Origin of the sequence: [Leptolyngbya] sp. PCC 7376, assembly GCF_000316605.1 — a bacterium.
Classification (GTDB): Bacteria; Cyanobacteriota; Cyanobacteriia; order Cyanobacteriales; family MRBY01; genus MRBY01.
This window is the reverse complement of the sequence record NC_019683.1, coordinates 2,056,571-2,073,033: the sequence shown is the minus strand read 5'-3', so window position 1 is coordinate 2,073,033 and position 16,463 is coordinate 2,056,571. Positions and strand designations below refer to the sequence as shown.

Annotated in this window: 14 protein-coding genes and 1 other RNA gene; 5 read left to right on the top strand and 10 right to left on the bottom strand. The window is 44.5% G+C overall.

Annotation, left to right across the window (positions count from 1 at the left end):
- Positions 1-291 precede the first annotated feature (291 nt).
- Positions 292-2,940: a GAF domain-containing protein gene (locus LEPTO7376_RS09110; protein WP_015133906.1), complete on the top strand. Its 2,649-nt coding sequence runs from the start codon at positions 292-294 to the stop codon at positions 2,938-2,940.
- Between the two features lie 55 nt (positions 2,941-2,995).
- Here LEPTO7376_RS09110 and LEPTO7376_RS09105 read toward each other — a convergent pair whose 3' ends face one another.
- Positions 2,996-4,357: a serine/threonine-protein kinase gene (locus LEPTO7376_RS09105; protein WP_015133905.1), complete on the bottom strand. Its 1,362-nt coding sequence runs from the start codon at positions 4,355-4,357 to the stop codon at positions 2,996-2,998.
- Positions 4,358-4,417: 60 nt separating this feature from the next.
- Complete coding sequence (locus LEPTO7376_RS25670; protein WP_015133904.1) at positions 4,418-4,789, bottom strand: hypothetical protein; 372 nt, start codon at positions 4,787-4,789, stop codon at positions 4,418-4,420.
- Positions 4,790-5,034: 245 nt separating this feature from the next.
- Between LEPTO7376_RS25670 and LEPTO7376_RS09095 the strand changes: the two genes are divergently transcribed.
- Positions 5,035-5,778, top strand: a complete 744-nt coding sequence (locus LEPTO7376_RS09095) for a 2-phosphosulfolactate phosphatase family protein (protein ID WP_015133903.1) — start codon at positions 5,035-5,037, stop codon at positions 5,776-5,778.
- 121 nt (positions 5,779-5,899) lie between these two features.
- On the opposite strand, the gene psaM is transcribed toward LEPTO7376_RS09095, so the two are convergent.
- Complete coding sequence (psaM, locus tag LEPTO7376_RS09090) at positions 5,900-5,995, bottom strand: photosystem I reaction center subunit XII (RefSeq protein ID WP_015133902.1); 96 nt, start codon at positions 5,993-5,995, stop codon at positions 5,900-5,902.
- A gap of 232 nt (positions 5,996-6,227) precedes the next feature.
- Here psaM and LEPTO7376_RS09085 point away from each other — a divergent pair, with 232 nt between their 5' ends.
- The 3 genes from LEPTO7376_RS09085 (at position 6,228) to LEPTO7376_RS09075 (ending at position 8,688) form a co-directional block, all read left to right on the top strand.
- The gene (locus LEPTO7376_RS09085) at positions 6,228-6,950 is read left to right on the top strand and encodes a TerC family protein (protein WP_015133901.1); all 723 of its coding nucleotides are present in this window, start codon (positions 6,228-6,230) and stop codon (positions 6,948-6,950) included.
- A 290-nt stretch (positions 6,951-7,240) separates the two neighbouring features.
- A complete protein-coding gene (locus LEPTO7376_RS09080) occupies positions 7,241-8,197 on the top strand; it encodes an RNA polymerase sigma factor, RpoD/SigA family (protein WP_015133900.1) in 957 nt (318 codons plus the stop codon).
- A 161-nt stretch (positions 8,198-8,358) separates the two neighbouring features.
- The gene (locus LEPTO7376_RS09075; protein WP_015133899.1) at positions 8,359-8,688 is read left to right on the top strand and encodes a DUF760 domain-containing protein; all 330 of its coding nucleotides are present in this window, start codon (positions 8,359-8,361) and stop codon (positions 8,686-8,688) included.
- A 982-nt stretch (positions 8,689-9,670) separates the two neighbouring features.
- On the opposite strand, the gene ssrA is transcribed toward LEPTO7376_RS09075, so the two are convergent.
- The 7 genes from ssrA to LEPTO7376_RS09035 all read right to left on the bottom strand — a co-directional run bounded on the left by ssrA (position 9,671) and on the right by LEPTO7376_RS09035 (position 16,178).
- Positions 9,671-10,067: a transfer-messenger RNA gene (gene ssrA, locus LEPTO7376_RS24610) on the bottom strand.
- Positions 10,068-10,111: 44 nt separating this feature from the next.
- Positions 10,112-11,434: a DUF2252 domain-containing protein gene (locus LEPTO7376_RS09060; RefSeq protein WP_015133898.1), complete on the bottom strand. Its 1,323-nt coding sequence runs from the start codon at positions 11,432-11,434 to the stop codon at positions 10,112-10,114.
- Positions 11,435-11,646: 212 nt separating this feature from the next.
- The gene (locus LEPTO7376_RS09055) at positions 11,647-12,531 is read right to left on the bottom strand and encodes an ABC transporter permease (RefSeq protein WP_015133897.1); all 885 of its coding nucleotides are present in this window, start codon (positions 12,529-12,531) and stop codon (positions 11,647-11,649) included.
- A 5-nt stretch (positions 12,532-12,536) separates the two neighbouring features.
- Positions 12,537-13,697 carry a PotD/PotF family extracellular solute-binding protein gene (locus LEPTO7376_RS09050; protein ID WP_015133896.1) on the bottom strand — a complete coding sequence of 387 codons (1,161 nt, stop codon included), beginning with the start codon at positions 13,695-13,697 and terminating at the stop codon, positions 12,537-12,539.
- A gap of 8 nt (positions 13,698-13,705) precedes the next feature.
- Positions 13,706-14,887 carry an ABC transporter ATP-binding protein gene (locus LEPTO7376_RS09045; protein ID WP_015133895.1) on the bottom strand — a complete coding sequence of 394 codons (1,182 nt, stop codon included), beginning with the start codon at positions 14,885-14,887 and terminating at the stop codon, positions 13,706-13,708.
- A 169-nt stretch (positions 14,888-15,056) separates the two neighbouring features.
- The gene (locus tag LEPTO7376_RS09040; protein WP_015133894.1) at positions 15,057-15,539 is read right to left on the bottom strand and encodes a Dps family protein; all 483 of its coding nucleotides are present in this window, start codon (positions 15,537-15,539) and stop codon (positions 15,057-15,059) included.
- A gap of 252 nt (positions 15,540-15,791) precedes the next feature.
- Positions 15,792-16,178, bottom strand: a complete 387-nt coding sequence (locus LEPTO7376_RS09035; protein ID WP_015133893.1) for a CU044_2847 family protein — start codon at positions 16,176-16,178, stop codon at positions 15,792-15,794.
- Positions 16,179-16,463 lie beyond the last annotated feature (285 nt).

The following is a 16,463-nucleotide window of genomic DNA, read 5'->3' as shown; positions in this document are numbered from 1 at the left end:
TAAGATCCTGAAAAAATATTCAGATAACAACACACTATACGTTTTAAAACGGAATCTTCCCCTAATATTTGTAACCAATAACCCTATGCAGGGTGGTACCTACCACTGTAGATTTGAAGATCCAAGAAACGATCCTTTCCTGACTTAAGCCAGATCACTGTTTTCTACTCTGCCCTACGGTAAATGTTCATATTTTGCCAAAGCATTACACTGGTAAAGCAGAAGATCAGTTAATTTAGCGGTATAGCACAACAACCTGCCATCTAACCATCAACTACGTGAGAACGGGACATGACAACATCCCCTTACCCGCAAGCTACCATCGACGTTGTACCAGAGGGTGATATAAACTCCAATTCCGCTGACTACGACAATCAACCCGGCAGTGCCCTCGTTTCAACCCGAGGGAATTTTTCCGCGTTTCTCGCGCCTCTAAATCAGGATAGTTTCCGAGAAGTTGTCACTGGCGTTGAAGATAAACTCCGAGTCTTTCATCAAACCTTGGGGATGCTCGATGATGTTCTTGATAGTCAGGGTTTCGACGCAATTCTCAACGACATGTTGCAGTCGATTACTCAGAAAACTGGGGAACTTCTGTCTGCTGATCGCACCTCGATTTTTCTCCTCGATGAAGAACAGCATCAACTTTGGTCAATTGTGGCGAGGGATGATACAGGTAAGCCCTTAGAAATTAGGATTCCGGCGGATAAAGGTATTGCAGGGGAAGCCGCAACCTTTAAGAAGGTGGTGAATATTCCCTTCGATTTTTACGATGATCCTCGCTCTACGGCTGCGAAAGAATTTGATAAGCGCAACCATTATCGTACTTACACGATGTTGGCATTGCCCCTCGTCAATGAAGATGATGAATTAGTTGCTGTGGTGCAGCTGATTAATAAAGTTAAATCGCCCCACGATCCGAGTGCATCATTAGAGCAACGGGTATCCCATGATGGCTTTACAGAGCATGATATTGCCCTGTTTAAGGATTTCGCACCTTCCATTCGTCTCATTCTCGAATCCTCGCGGTCTTTTTATAAGGCAACTCAGCGGCAACGCGCGGCTCAAGCATTAATCGATGCGACTAATTCCCTCAGTAAGGGCAATCTCGATCTAGACACCACCCTAAATACGGTGATGGATGCGGCGAAAAAGCTGATGAATGCCGCGCGCAGTACCCTCTGGCTTATAGACCATGATCGTCATGATCTCTGGACCAAAATTCCTATTGGCGACGAGATTAAAGAGTTACGAGTGCCTGTGGGTGTGGGTTATGTGGGGAAAGTTGCAGCAAGAAATTTGGTGAGCGATCGCCCGAAAGATGGCTATACGCTCAATATTGGCTTTGACCTTTACGACGACGAAGATTCTGCGAATTCACAGAAAATTGACCAAACGACGAACTTTAGAACCTGTAGTTTGCTTTGTATGCCTGTGTTTAACTCTGATGGTGAACTCATCGGTGTGACCCAGCTTGTTAACAAGGAAAAGCAAGGAGAATTTCCACCCTATGACCCGGAAAATTGGCCGGAACCACCAGAGCAGTGGCGAGCGAGTTTTAACCGTGGTGACCAAGAGTTTATGCGTGCCTTTAATATTCAGGCAGGTGTAGCCCTTCAGAATGCAAAGCTCTTTGCACAGGTGAAACAGCAGGAGCAGATGCAGCGTGATATTTTGCGGAGTCTCACCAATGGTGTGATTTCCACTGACCGCCATGGCATTATTATTGCGGCCAACGAAAAAGCGAAAGAACTACTTGGCTTTGATGCGGATGATCCCCTAGAAGGGAAACAAATGGGTGAGTTGGTCGAAATTAAAACGGCTGATATTACCGACAAAGCGGATGTTTCCAAAACAGGTGAATTTTCTAAATGGTTAGATCGGGCTTTGGCACCGAAGGATGTGGCCAAGGATCGGGAGCAATATTACCCGGATCAACCGTTAATTTCCTCTGCCGGAGAAGAGCATAGCGTTAATCTTTGGATTAACTCGATTAGTAACGCGACAGATGCTACCAACGTTTATGGTGCGCTGGTGGTGATGGATGATATTAGTGATGAAAAGCGTCTAAAGAGCACGATGTATCGCTACATGACCCAAGATTTGGCGGAGCAGCTTCTTGAAAGCGGCAGTGTCGAACTTGGAGGCGATCGCAAGGAAGTTAGCGTTCTGTTCTCAGATATTCGGAGCTATACCAGTCTGACCGAAAAGCTTGAAGCAGAAGAAGTGGTCAGTATGCTCAATGAGTATTTTGAAACGATGGTGGAGGCTGTCTTTAAGCACAAAGGTACTCTCGACAAGTACATTGGCGATGCGATTATGGCGGTCTTCGGCTCGCCTTTACCTCTTGAAGAACATGCTTGGGAATCTTTGCAAACTGCTGTAGAAATGCGTCACCGTCTTGCTGACTTTAATGCGAGACGTGCTGCGGATGGCAAAGAACAAATCCGGATCGGGATTGGCATTAACTCTGACCTCGTGATTAGCGGTAATATCGGCTCCAGTAAACGGATGGAGTTTACGGCGATTGGTGATGGGGTAAACCTTAGTTCTCGTCTGGAAGGAGCGAGTAAGCAGTATGGTTGCGATATTATCATTAGCGAAAATACCTACAATTATTGTCCTGAAAATTTGGTGGTGCGTGAACTCGATCGAATTATTGTAAAGGGCAAGAAAAAGCCGGTTTCGATTTATGAGCTGGTGGGCTTGGCCTCGGAGACAATTACGCCAAAGCAAGAGCAAGTGATTGAGCTTTATCATCAAGCGCGAAAGTTTTACCTCAGTCGCCAGTTTGCTAGGGCATTAACGCAGTTTGCACGGGTTTTAGAAGTGTCTAGCCATGACAAATCAGCCAAGTTGCATATGCAGCGCTGTCAATATTTCTTTGCTCATCCGCCTTCCGATGCATGGGATGGTGTTTGGACAATGACGTCTAAATAAAAATACTGTGCTAGCAGTGTTTGAGTTAGGGGAGGCGATCGCCGCCATTTCTGCCCTAATCAAATAGCCATCGTCGGATTTCTTGGGCTAACCAAATTAATTCATCCTCATCTAACCCTTCACCGAAATTCCGCCGGTCATATCGCCTCTCGTTGAGCAATGCCTCGCAGGTCATCATAATTGTGCTGGGCTTATAGACATTAGCGCCCCAGCCAGTGGCCGTTTGATGGGCTAGAGAAATATCTTGTACCTTGGCAGTGATGCCCTTCGATGAAAAATATTTAAATCCCCAGATATTTTTGGTGATTGTAAAGGTGTTGCGATTAAACAGAATTTGGGTTTCGCGAAATAAATGGGTTAGCGATCGCCACCCCATGAAACCCCACAACATTAACCAACTCAGAGACCACCAAAGCGCTCCTGGGCTAGTGAATAACAGCAAAATAACGACACCAGCATATGCTGCTAGATGAAGCCCATGGAGATAGTCAGTAAACGTGCGAAATCGATGGCGTGGAATCGAGATTTCGAGGCGATCAGCAAAAGCTTTCAACACAATCGAACTCTGCCATGGTTTATGGATACGGATTTTGCCTTGGCGATTAACGACGCTAGCTAATGATGGTCGATTGAGCTGTTCTAAAGCATCTGTCGCTGAACTTAAACGATTTTCTAGGGCTGGCTCCACAAGCTTTTCCAGCCAATCTAATAAATGCGTATCTGCCGTGATCAGTGGGCGAAAATTTAAACGGAGATTTTTTGTGGGCAAATCACCTGGCGCTACTCCTGTTAACAAATGAATTAATGTTGCACCAAGGGCATAGAGATCTGATGCGGGGCAAGCCTTTCCTCCAAATTGCTCTAGGGGACAGTAGCCATAGGTGCCAATCACAGTAAAAGTTGACCCCTCAGATACTGCTTTATCCTGTACGGCGCCAAAATCGACGAGATAAATCTTGTTATCTTCCCCTTGGATTAAATTGCTGGGTTTAATGTCCCGATGCAAAATCTGAGGATTGAGCTGGTGGAGATACAGCAAAATATTTAAAATTTGGCGGGCGATCGCCTTAATCTCTGTCTCTGTAAATCTTCGACCTTGATCTAAAAGCTCTTTGAGTGAAGACCCCGGAATATATTCCTGCACTAACCCAAACCATAGGTAGCGATCATCAATCGAAAAATAATCCCGATAGCGTGGAATAAACTCATGCTGGAGTTGCTTTAACGTTTGCGCTTCCCGCTCAAATAGTTTGAGAGCTTGCCATTGCACATCCCCGCCGAAGGTCAATAGCTTGATTGTTACCGATTCCTGCTGTGGTGAACCTAAATCTTTTGCTAGCCAAGTTTGTCGCCCAGCATTACGACCCATCTGGGTCACTAGCTGATAACGCTTATTTAAAACCCGCCCTGACTCCATGGCTTAGTCCATCGTTGCTCTAGGGCTATGGTAAACAATCTATCTGGGGCAATTTTTTGTCTAAATTAAAATCTTTACAACATCAAATGGGTCATCTTCCCAGCAGGGAGTCGGCAAAATTTGCTCTAGAACAATAGAGATCTCATTAGCAATTTCAGTGATATCATCCCGCAAAAATAGCTCATCTAGCGTTGTTACATCACGGCGATTAATACTAATCAGCGGCGCTGCATGGGGTGAAATATAAGTGTTTTGGGAAGGACGTTGTTTTCTTGGTTTACGCTGCTCAGCCTGAATACTGAAACGAATAAGGTCGATGGGAAAACTGCCATCATTACCGCCAGTGCTGAATCCAAATTTGATGGGCGATCGCCCGCTCTGATCAACCTTCGTATTTTTTGAATGACTGGACGGTTGGGAAGGACGGAACATGAAAGGCTTCAACCCTAGGGACACAAGTAATAATACTGGAATCAACTAGAGATGTTTGATAGAGCGCAGATGGACGACAGCAAATCTTGCTCTAAAACTTTAGAACAGGCACACTGAGGTCAACTATCTAGAATTTAGCGTATCACCTCTAAAAACAAAGCTATCGGATCACGAAAAAAAGTGATTGATATCACGTATGTGGTTATTTGATACTCTATTCAGGACTCTTCGTTTGGACATAGTGCGTGAAGCTTTTCGTTTATCACACCCCTGAGGCAGCCCCTGCGGATCAACAGCTACCCGATTGTGCCGTCGTTATCGATGTTTTACGGGCCACCACCACCATCGCCACAGCTCTAAATGCTGGGGCAGAAGCCGTACAAACTTTTGCTGATGTTGATCAGTTGTTTGAGGCGAGTGAAGCATGGCCGGAAGCAAAGCGTTTACGGGCAGGAGAACGTGGCGGTAAGCAGGTTGAAGGGTTTGAGCTGGGCAACTCTCCTCTAAATTGCACACCCGATGTTGTTGCTGATAAACGATTATTTTTGACGACAACCAATGGAACAAGAGCATTAAAGCGGGTTGAGAAAGCCGAAACAGTGCTCACGGCGGCTCAGATTAATGTCCAGTCCGTTATCGATTATTTGAAGGCGAAGCAACCCGAAACGGTTTGGTTCGTTGGTTCTGGCTGGCAAGGGGATTATTCTTTAGAGGATACGGTCTGTGCTGGGGCGATCGCCGCAGCATTATGGGTCGAAAATTCTGATCCAGCGACCCTTGGTAACGATGAAGTGCTTGGGGCGATCGCCTTATACCAACAATGGCAAGATGATCTGGTGGGCTTATTAAAGCTTGCGAGCCACGGTCAACGCTTACTTGGTTTAAATAAAGAAAAAGACATTATCTATTGCGCGGAGAGTAATACCTTTGACGTGTTACCGATTCAGCGGTCTCCCGGTGTCTTGGTGAAGTATAACGGCGACGCTTAAAGTGTTTCATCTTCACCTATTCGTGTGTATTGGAAATAGGCTACAAAAAAGGGTTCCAATGTGGAACCCTTTTGAACTTAATAGTTAAAACAAATTTTTAGCGTTTGAGATTAGCTAAAGTCTACTTGTAAAGCTCTGTAGAGAGACGGAAAGCCAAGATACCAGGAACGAGGGCAATCAAGAGAGCGACATAGACTTGAGTTTCAGAAATTCCCATTGTTAAAACTCCAAAATAGATAAATAAAGAATTTATTCCTTAATTTGCGCCATTATCGCGATTTAGCCCAAGGTTTTGTAACAAGACGCAACATACGACATTCTCATTAATGCTTTCATCGATATGATGGCCTGATGGATTATTGCAGCCAAGGTTTCTAAGGTTTGTTTACAATTGTTAGTAATTTGTCTGCTGCTTGGTGTCTTTGTTCCTACCGCGATTTATTTTATCTATGTTCGATCAGATCCTTCATCCTCAGTTTCATTTCAGCTTAGAAACCGGTCTATTGCTGGTTATTCTGGTTGCCCTCGAGGCTGTACTCTCTGCGGATAATGCCATCGCTCTCGCGGCGATCGCCCAAGGACTAAAATCCCCAGAAGAACAAAGACACGCTCTAAATATTGGTTTAATCGCGGCCTATCTCCTACGCATCACCTTGATTTTTACTGCGACTTGGGTGATTGATTTTTGGCAAGTGGAACTACTCGGCGCTTTCTATTTACTGTGGCTGACGTTTCGGTACTTTACTTCTAGCGAAGATGAAGACGGCCATGAGCGTAATTTAGAATTTAGCTCCCTCTGGCAAGCGATCCCAATGATTGCCGTAACGGATCTGGCCTTTTCCTTGGATAGCATTACGACGGCGATCGCCGTGGCAGATGACATTTGGCTGATTATTATTGGTGGCACCATTGGCGTCATTACTCTCCGATTTCTCGCTGGGTTATTTATCCGTTGGCTCGACGAATTTACCCATCTTGAAGACGCAGGTTTTGTGACCGTTGGCTTTGTTGGTGCAAGACTTTTACTAAAAGCCGTATTACCGAGCTTGATCGTGCCGGAATGGCTGATGATTTCTCTCATATTCGGCATGTTTGTGTGGGGCTTTTCCAAGCGTAACCCCGACTTTGTGCCACCTAGTCATCAAAATGAAAAACAGAGTCTAGAAGTCTAAGGCTTAATTAGCTTGGGTTTCCAACATTTTGTGAGGGCTCAGAATCCGTCTTTCTGAAAATTGCTACTTTGATTAAAGAAACTTAACAAAACTCTAATAGTTTGCTAATATAAATTCATAAATAATAAAAGTTCTAAGTTAGATTTTCCGATGTGGTGCATTGCATCGCTGTCCTGATCGCATCTCTCACCCACTGTGGACAACTCATCCATTTTCTCCTGCGCTGACTGGTTCAGGAGCGGATCTTAATTGTCTCTTTTTTTGATTTCTCTATACAGACGAGTTGACCTATGAAAATCGCCAAGCATTCCTCTGATCCAGTTCGTTCCTACCTAAAAGAAATCGGACGTGTACCATTGCTTACTCATGAAGAGGAAGTCGTGTATTCTCGTCGAGTGCAGCAAATGGTTGCCCTCGAAAAGCTCAAGGCTGAATTGACAGAGCATCAGGAAGATGAACCAACGCTAAAAGAATGGGCAAAGGCTGCAAAGATTACGCAGAAAGAGCTCAAGAAGCGGATGAGTATTGGTGCTCAAGCAAAGCAAAAGATGGTGGAAGCCAATTTGCGTCTCGTGGTCTCTGTGGCAAAAAAATATATTAAGCGCAATCTAGATCTGCTTGATTTGATCCAAGAGGGCACTATTGGTATGCAGCGTGGTGTTGAGAAATTCGACCCCACAAAGGGCTATCGTTTTTCGACCTATGCTTACTGGTGGATTCGTCAGGCTATCACACGGGCGATCGCCGAAAAGAGCCGTACCATTCGTCTGCCGATTCACATCACAGAGAAGCTCAACAAAATTAAAAAAGCGCAACGTCAACTCGCTCAGAAAAATGGTCGAGCTGCGACAATTCCTGAGTTGGCAGAAGAATTGGATTTAACTACGAAGCAAGTTCGTGATTATCTCGAAAAATCCCGTCAGCCCCTATCTCTCGACCTGAGAGTGGGTGATAACAATGACACTGAGTTAATCGAGTTGTTGGAAGATCACGGTACAACGCCTGATGATTTTGCGACGAGTGCTGCTCTCAAACGAGATTTACACCGTATGATTAGTGATCTCACAGCCCAACAGCAAGAAGTTCTTACTTTGCGTTTTGGTTTGAATGATGGTCAGCCCCATACTCTTGCGAAAATTGGTGAACACCTCAGTATTAGCCGTGAGCGTGTGCGCCAAATCGAACGAGAAGCTCTCTCGAAACTCCGTAAGCGTAAATCTGAAGTAAATGAGTACCTTGCGAGCTAGGTTCCTCAAACAATCACCGTAAAAATGCGACTCAGAGGGTTCGGTTACGCACCCCCTTTGTTGTGGAGAAGCTTGTTACATTAGTCATTAATGAATCATTTCATATTATCTAGACGCATTAATCCGGAAGGGTTCTCGCAGATTATTTAGAGGTAAGACAGATGGCTAGTGAAGCTCAACATTTTGATGGTTTTTTAGACAATGCATCCGCAGAAATAAAAGATGATTTATGGCAGTATGTCCAATCTCTAACTCCAGAAATGGTTGTTCAAATGTCGCAACCTCAATCAAAAGAAGTTCAGCAAGTGATGGAGCGTCAAATTGCTGGTTTGTTAGGGGGTTTATCAGGAGAAGGCATAGATGTCTCGATCACTATGAACCGCGAAAATTTAGGACGTTTGCTTAGCTCTACGATTATGAGTGGCTATTTTTTGCGGAATGCAGAGCAAAGACATGAAATTGAAAAGTTGTTGCCTTTCGGTGATGCTTAAATCTATGTGATTTTAATTTGATTGCTTCAATTTTGATAGCAAAATAATACGAAGGCGATCGTCAACTTTGTCTTCTCCAAACAAAGCTGAATTTCTGAATAGCTAATCAGCAAATTAGACAATGAAAAACCCTTGATCAAGTTCCTTGATCAAGGGTTTTTGATAGTAACTATTTTTTGTTAGAGGTAATGGAGCCGAGCCGAATTACTCTACCAAACGGATATTGATTCTGAATGATTCCCCTCCACCATTGATTTAATTGGACTCAGTTAGTAAATTGGAACGACTAGATAAATCGAATTAGGATCAGAAAATCTATTGAGCTGAATATATTTTTGCAACCGATTTAAATAGTTATGAGAATTTGCAGGATGTCTCAGAGAGAATGTAACTCAAAGCTCAATCACTATTTTTTGAACTATGGTTTGCCTTTCTGTTCGTGTAATATTGCTCAATATCTCCAATAATTTCTGGGCAGTAATAAGTGGTTTATCTCATACTTCAAAATTTTGTAGTTCAAAGCATCAACAATCAAGCAATCAACTTATGTAAAGGTGAAATCTGGTTTCTATATAAGTTTGAGCGCAACGGCTCTAAATACACACTTACTAAGATGTATTCGTCCGAATATAGTACATGGAAATATTTAAAGTTTAAATCTGAGACTAATAGTGAAAAAGAAGAGTTTCTTTATTCAGTACCCTCAAATTTTTCTATTAGCTCTCAAGCAAAAGATAATTTCTTGAATAATTCAGTATGTATCCAAAAAATTGATCCAACAGTTCACATGGTCATCTGCCCTAACTGTGAAGGTGGCAAGTTCTACGATGGTAACTGCACCAAATGCAAAGGAAAAAACAAAGTCAGCTTAGCGAGCTACATACGTTTTAGGATGCATAATCCATAAAAAGACGATTGTAATAAAAAAGCTTTCAACCGACGATTGAAAGCACTCAAGTATGTAACTGATTTTTGGTTTGAGTAGTGGAGCCGAGCAGAGTCGAACTGCTGTCCAAACTGGGTATTCACCCCTAGCTCATTCACAAGTTTAGTCCTTCTAATCCTCAGAACGGGAACGACTGCTTATTCCGAGTCGACAAGAATCTCTGGTCTAGTCTTAGCCCTAGTGCAAACCAGATGTATTCCTAGAGGGCATCCGTTGGGGGTAAAGTCATAATCCTTAACGGAGTCGAATTATGAATGCTCGAACCTAAGTTAAGGTATTTCTTATTAAGCTACAGCTGCAGCTTTGCGAGCGAAAGGAACGATGTTGTTCGCAGTTACTATTTGTTTGAATCTTTGATTTATGAGAGGAGATTCACTCTCAACTTGCATCACAGTGGAAGCTTTCGCCAACCTGTCGAAACCGTTGCGGCCCCATGCATTTGGACTTACCAGTATAACATGCAATTTTTTTGCTGAACTATTCTAAACATTTCAGTTTGGGGTTGTCTGTTTGAAACGCTTTGTAATCGAGATTGACTTGCTCCGCATAGCTTGTTGCGACTTTCTGGATTTGCGCGATAAACTCATCTGCTTTCTCGCCAGCGAGTTTATCTACATTTTTTGCGAAAGATATGGCTGTTTGGGAGAGCATGGTTGCAGCGCCACGGCTATGGCAAGTCGCCAAAATTCTGCCCCATTGTTCGGCCATCTTCTGGAAACGCTTGGTTTTCTTGAGTGTCTCCAACGGAAACGCTTCTTTGTAGGGCGATCGCTCCCGGATTGAATAGGATTGTCCGTCTAGTTCAAGCCAACCCAGATGATCATCGGTATTGCGGATTAGGGCTTTGTAAGCGATCGCATGGCGTTCTGCATCGTTCTCAAACTCTGCATTGTAGGCTTTTTGAAATTCTTCGCCGAGATAATGGTAAGGAGTGGGTTTGCCCTGTGCCTTCATATCGAGAATGCAGTCATGTTTATGTTCCTTATCTTCACCTTGAATCAAAATGTAGTAGCGATTGGTGCCGAGGGAACCTGTCCCCGCTAAAAGCCGTTTGGCAATATCTTGCACATGAAAATATTTCGGGTCATAGGCCAGTTCGCCAGTGAGGGTATTGCCGTACTTGGGCATCTGCTCCACAATCGCCTGATAGGTTTCTTTGCAAATTGCCTGAAGCTTGTCCGACTGCAAATCCCGGTAGCGCTCTTCGTGAACATTCGTCCATTTTTTGAGCATTCCCTTACGATTTTTTGTTTTCTCAACTTCCTCTAGAAACTCGTCGAGTTTGCCATAGGTATTCTTTGCCGTGAACTCAATATGAATTGCATTGGGATCTTTGGCATACAGGGTGATCGCCTCTAGATATCCCTCACAGAATGATTTGATAAATGATTTTTGTTCTTTCTTCGAAAAATCAAACTGAGGTTGATCTGCCACCAGAATTAAACTGCTTGCCATGCGCCATAGATCATATTGATAATCGGTGATTATCGACTCGTCAAAGTCGTTGAGGTCATAGACAATATGGCCTTCGTCATTATGGAAACTGCCATAATTTTCAGCATGAAGATCCCCCTGAACCCACACCTGCGTCTCATCGTTACTGAATTGCGCTAGGTCTGGATGATTAGCAAAATCGTGCCAAAACAGGTGATTTGTCCCTCTGAAAAAAGGGAAAGCTCCACAAATCATTTTGCGATATTTGTAAGTGCGATCTTTCTCTTTAAGGTGTTCATTCCACTTTTTCAGCTCCGCCAAAACATCTTTATCTCTTGCGGTGGGCTCAAAATCAAAGTGAGGCATAATCCAAATTTTCTCGTGATATTAAACTTTTTGATGCAGCCTGAAGTGTGAGATCCTCCTAAATCCCCCTTTGTAAGGAGACTTGAGATGGCCAGTTGTTTCATCACGATTTGGAATGACCAGTTAGCAAACAAAACGCGCGACTAATTCAGTGACACATTGCCTTCTTTTCAAAGGGAGGTGCCGAAGGCGGAGGGATCTTTTCCTGACACTTAAGCGGCTACATCGCGATCGCCATATTTCAGCAACAAAGCAATCGAAATACTGACCGCAAAAATCAAGGTCATACTGAGTGCAGAACCAAAGCCCCAATTGCGTGAAAGGCCAAGGAATTGGTTATAGATGAGGCGAGACATTGTCATGCTCGATGCACCACCGAGCAGCTCTGGATCAACAAAATCTCCCAAACCGCTAATAAAGACGAGTAATGATCCCGCGAGAATACCAGGCATGGTCTGGGGAATAGTGACTCGCCAAAACGTTTCTGGAGGTTTTGCACCGAGATCCGCTGATGCTTCGAGCAGTTGACGATCCAGTTTTTCGATAGACGCATACAAAATCAGCACCATGTAAGGCAGATAACTATATGCCATCCCAATAAATACCGCCGCGTTGGTATTGAGCAAATTCAGTGATATTCCCGTAAAGCCCAACGCTGTATTCAATACACCTGTGGGACTGAGGATTGTGATCCACGCATAGGAGCGCAATAGCGAAGATGTCCAGAGCGGTAAAATGAATCCAAGCAGTAGCAGCGTCCGCCACCGTTTGGGAGCCATTTGTGCAATCCAGTACGCTACTGGAAAACCCATTAGCAAACAGGCAATGGTTGTGCCAAATGCAAAAAAGAGCGATCGCCCAACGACTTTGAGATTATCACCATCGAAAATCCGAAAATAATTATCGAGACCGCTAGGATTAACGAGGTCACCGGGGTGAATATTTGGGACGAGACTCAGCTCAAAAATGACTAATGTCGGCAATACCAACAGCAGCAACAGCCAAATACCAGAAGGCCCCAACAACGTAAAAATGCCAGTCCAAGGTAATTTATCGCGGAATTTTTTCTGAGCCATTTCTTCTAGTTCTTCTGCCATAACAATTAACCACTGGTGAGTTTCGTCCAATATCGGTCGTAGATTTCACCCACCTCTTCACCTAGAGGTTTTAAGCCTTCGCAGCGATCAATCGTCTCTGAGGAAGGGAATAAATTTGGGTTGGTGCGGACATCTTCGGGGAGCAGCTCATAACCGGGGCGGTTTGGTGTCGCAAAGCTGAGGCGTTGGGTGATTTCGGCGGACACTTGAGCACGCATCATAAAGCTCATCCAAGCGTAAGCTCCAGGAACATTCGGTGCAGTTCTGGGGATTACGAGGGTGTCTGCCCAAACGGATGACCCGCTGCTGGGAACCACATAGGCAAAGTTGTCATCTTCCTCGGTAATCTCGTTAGCGTCGGAGGAATAACACATTGCCACTAACAAATCACCGCTCAAAATCTGAGTTCGCCACGCATCGGAATTAAAGGAGGCGATCGCCGGGCGGAGTTCTACTAGTCTTTCGTAGGCGGCTTTTACTTGAGCTTCCTCAGTTGAGTTGTAGGAATAGCCAAGGGATTTTAATGATGCACCGAGTACTTCCCGTACGTCATTGAGTAATGTCATCCGGCGCTGTAACTTGTCGGCATTGTCCCAGAGATAATTCCAATCGGTGGGAGCCTCGTCAAGGGCACTCTTGTTATAAATCAGTCCGGTGGTTCCCCAGCTAATCGGGATGCTGTAGCTATTACCAGGGTCGTAACCGGGATCTGTAAAGGTTTCAAATAGATTGTCGAGACCGTTAATTTGACTATGATCCAGCTCTTGCAACAGCTCTAGATCAATCATCTCTTGGACAATATAGTCCGACGGATAAATGATGCTATAGTCGCCGCCACCCTGTGCTTGAATCCTTGCCAACATGGCCTCGTTGGAGTCAAACACATCGGCGATCGCCCTAATGCCCGTTTCTGCTTCAAATTGTTTTAGGAGGGCATCATCCGTATAACCCGCCCAAGTATAGATATAGAGGGTATCGGTGGAGGTACGCCGTGCTGTGGGTTTCACATCAGCGAGCCGCCAGCCGCAACTGGACAACGCAAAACCCGACAGAGCCGCAGCAGACCCTTTCAAAAATTTACGGCGATTAAGCTGTACACCGTTGAATTGTGTGCCCTGCTCACTCATTGGTAGACGGTTATCGTGGTCATAATTGCCTTCAATCATAGGTGAGGTTAGGCATTTAGCGCCAAACAATCTGCGGTTGACCAATAGGCATAAACTGGTGTGCCGTGATTGATACTAGCGGCGGTATTTGGCTGCTTAATGCGGAGGGTATCACCACTCTCTAAACGCACAACGTAGAGCACGTGAGTTCCCATAAACATCGTGTGTTCGAGCTGGCCTTTATAACAGTTCGCTGCCCGCTCTGGTGGCTCAAGGCTAATTTGAATTTTTTCCGGGCGGACACTCACAACGACTTCGCCAGAGGGGACTTCTGGACGTTGTTTTTTCGCGCCGTAATTGTTGTGAGTATTGGCGACCATCACGTTCGGTTGGTGCTCAGGCAAATCTACAACGATTTCTAGACCTTTGCGGGTGACGATATTTTGAACAGTACCCTCGGTGCGATAAACCTTACCGTTAATTAAATTTGTATCGCCAATAAAATCTGCAATGAAGGGTGTGGTTGGACGCTCGTAAATTTCGTGGGGTGTGCCAATTTGTTCAATCTTGCCATTCGACATCACCGCAATGCGATCGCTCATGGAAAGGGCTTCTTCTTGGTCGTGGGTCACCATCACAAAGGTTAAACCGAGATCCTGATGTAGGCGCGATAATTCCACCTGCATTTCCTTACGGAGTTTTAAATCCAAGGCACCGAGTGGTTCATCGAGGAGCATCACAGCGGGCTTATTGACTAAAGCTCTAGCTAGGGCGACTCGTTGCTGTTGACCACCAGATAATTGATTGGGGAAACGATTTGCGTAGCCTTCCATCTGCACGAGCACTAATGCTTCTTGGACGCGATCGCGCACTTCATTTTTCGGTAATTTTTGAATCTTTAAACCGAAAGCGACATTCTCGATCACGGTTAAGTGATTAAACAGGGCGTAACTTTGAAAGACTGTGTTTACTGGGCGGCGATAAGGCGGCACATCGTTAACATTCTGCTTTTGGATCAGGACATCTCCCGCAGAAGGTTGTTCAAATCCGGCGATCAAGCGCAGCGTTGTTGTTTTACCGCAACCGGAAGGGCCGAGGATACTAAAAAATTCGCCTTTACGAATATCGAGATTGACACCACAAACTGCGGTTTCGCCATCAAAAATTTTAAAGACTTGACGGAGTTCTACATCAAAAGGCGACGCATTCACATCGGTTGGTGTTTGCTTTTTCGTAAAGGTAGAGGACATAGGTTGGCTCAAAATGCAGCGTGCAAGAATCTCTGTTTTATCCTTGGCTTTATTCTATATGGACTCGCCGAAAACCGTGACCTTTCACCAATTTTTCTAAATTAAAAAAAGAGGCAAAAAAGCAAAATTTCAGCTCCTTAACCTCTCATATCCTAATGTTGTTTATGGTTTAGCCCAACAAACTACGCAACATCCAAGCATTTTTCTCGTGGACTTGCATACGTTGAGTAAGTAGATCTGCGGTGGGTTCATCGTTCGCGGCATCTACGGTTGGAAAAATAGAACGGGCTGTCCGCACCACTGCTTCTTGACCTTCGACAAGTAGCCGAATCATATCTTCGGCAGTGGGTACACCTTCGGTTTCATTGATAGACGACAGCTCGACAAATTCTTTGTAGGTTCCGGGTGCTGCGACGCCCAATGAACGAATCCGCTCGGCAATGAGATCTACGGCAAGGGCAAGCTCGTTGTACTGGGTCTCGAACAATAGGTGCAAGGTTTGGAACATTGGCCCTGTGACATTCCAGTGGAAGTTGTGAGTTTTGAGATAAAGGGTGTAGGTATCTGCGAGGAGACGACTCAATCCTTCGGCGATCACCTGCCGATCTTCTTCTGGGATACCGATATTGATAGGGAGTGGTGTAGTTGCCATGATTTTTAGTGCGAGGAAAGGTTTACTTAACTCAAATCATGGCATAGCTGTTTTTCGGGAACTAGGCGATCGCCCGCCCTCTTTTTGTACGGATACCCATCTTCAAATCCAATAAATCTATGGCAAGGCTTGCTAAAAAATTTCCCTCTTTGCTTCAAGAGGGAGCTAGAGGGGAGCTGCGATAGGTTCGCCACCTACTGAAACCCCTGACCCCCTAAGGGCACCTTCTCCAAGGAAAGACATGAAATTTGATTAATCTTTGTTGAATTCGCATTTGACGGAAATATTCATATTGCATTCGGCGGTGCCATTGGCGATGTAGGGAATGCCGCTCTCCGCACCAATATTCACGCCAAACTCAAGGGTAATCTCCGTGACTTCGGCTAGGGCTAGTTCTTTAAAGGATTGGACGACATGTTTTGTGTAGCCCTGAATTGTGTTCTTGAGGGCTTCGCTTTGTTGTTTGGGGTCGAGTCTTTCTAAGCCAAAGATACGGTCTTGGTTTTCTGGTGGAGCTTCGGTGAGAAAATCGAGCTTGTCGTCTTTGGTTGGAGCTTGTGCTGGGATAACTGGGTTAGGTTGGGCGTGGATATAAATCAGTGTGCCGTCGTCGAGTTCGATGCGTTGGAGGTTTGACATAGCTGCCTCAACAAATTTGATATTTTTTCTTCAGGAAAAAAATGCATAGAGGGAAATAACAGCTAGGAGCAACTGTCTAAACCCTATCCCCCCAACTCCCTACTTAAAAGATAGATATAATTGTAGTAGTCAGGGGGATATCATATTCCTTGATTTATATCTAGATATAATTTTATGTTGAGTGAATTTTTTAATAAAAAACCACAAAAATTATATCTTTGACTTCTTCGGAAGTTTATTTGACTCGGCGAACTGGATAGGAATATATAAATGAAGAATACTTTT

Excerpts from the sequence above, each read along its gene's own strand:
- LEPTO7376_RS09110 (WP_015133906.1), top strand. The coding sequence starts at position 292 with ATGACAACATCCCCTTACCCGCAAGCTACCATCGACGTTGTACCAGAG.
- LEPTO7376_RS09105 (WP_015133905.1), bottom strand. The coding sequence starts at position 4,357 with ATGGAGTCAGGGCGGGTTTTAAATAAGCGTTATCAGCTAGTGACCCAG.
- LEPTO7376_RS25670 (WP_015133904.1), bottom strand. The coding sequence starts at position 4,789 with ATGTTCCGTCCTTCCCAACCGTCCAGTCATTCAAAAAATACGAAGGTT.
- psaM (WP_015133902.1), bottom strand. The coding sequence starts at position 5,995 with ATGGGAATTTCTGAAACTCAAGTCTATGTCGCTCTCTTGATTGCCCTC.
- LEPTO7376_RS09085 (WP_015133901.1), top strand. The coding sequence starts at position 6,228 with ATGTTCGATCAGATCCTTCATCCTCAGTTTCATTTCAGCTTAGAAACC.
- LEPTO7376_RS09080 (WP_015133900.1), top strand. The coding sequence starts at position 7,241 with ATGAAAATCGCCAAGCATTCCTCTGATCCAGTTCGTTCCTACCTAAAA.
- LEPTO7376_RS09075 (WP_015133899.1), top strand. The coding sequence starts at position 8,359 with ATGGCTAGTGAAGCTCAACATTTTGATGGTTTTTTAGACAATGCATCC.
- LEPTO7376_RS09060 (WP_015133898.1), bottom strand. The coding sequence starts at position 11,434 with ATGCCTCACTTTGATTTTGAGCCCACCGCAAGAGATAAAGATGTTTTG.
- LEPTO7376_RS09055 (WP_015133897.1), bottom strand. The coding sequence starts at position 12,531 with ATGGCAGAAGAACTAGAAGAAATGGCTCAGAAAAAATTCCGCGATAAA.
- LEPTO7376_RS09050 (WP_015133896.1), bottom strand. The coding sequence starts at position 13,697 with ATGATTGAAGGCAATTATGACCACGATAACCGTCTACCAATGAGTGAG.
- LEPTO7376_RS09045 (WP_015133895.1), bottom strand. The coding sequence starts at position 14,887 with ATGTCCTCTACCTTTACGAAAAAGCAAACACCAACCGATGTGAATGCG.
- LEPTO7376_RS09040 (WP_015133894.1), bottom strand. The coding sequence starts at position 15,539 with ATGGCAACTACACCACTCCCTATCAATATCGGTATCCCAGAAGAAGAT.
- LEPTO7376_RS09035 (WP_015133893.1), bottom strand. The coding sequence starts at position 16,178 with ATGTCAAACCTCCAACGCATCGAACTCGACGACGGCACACTGATTTAT.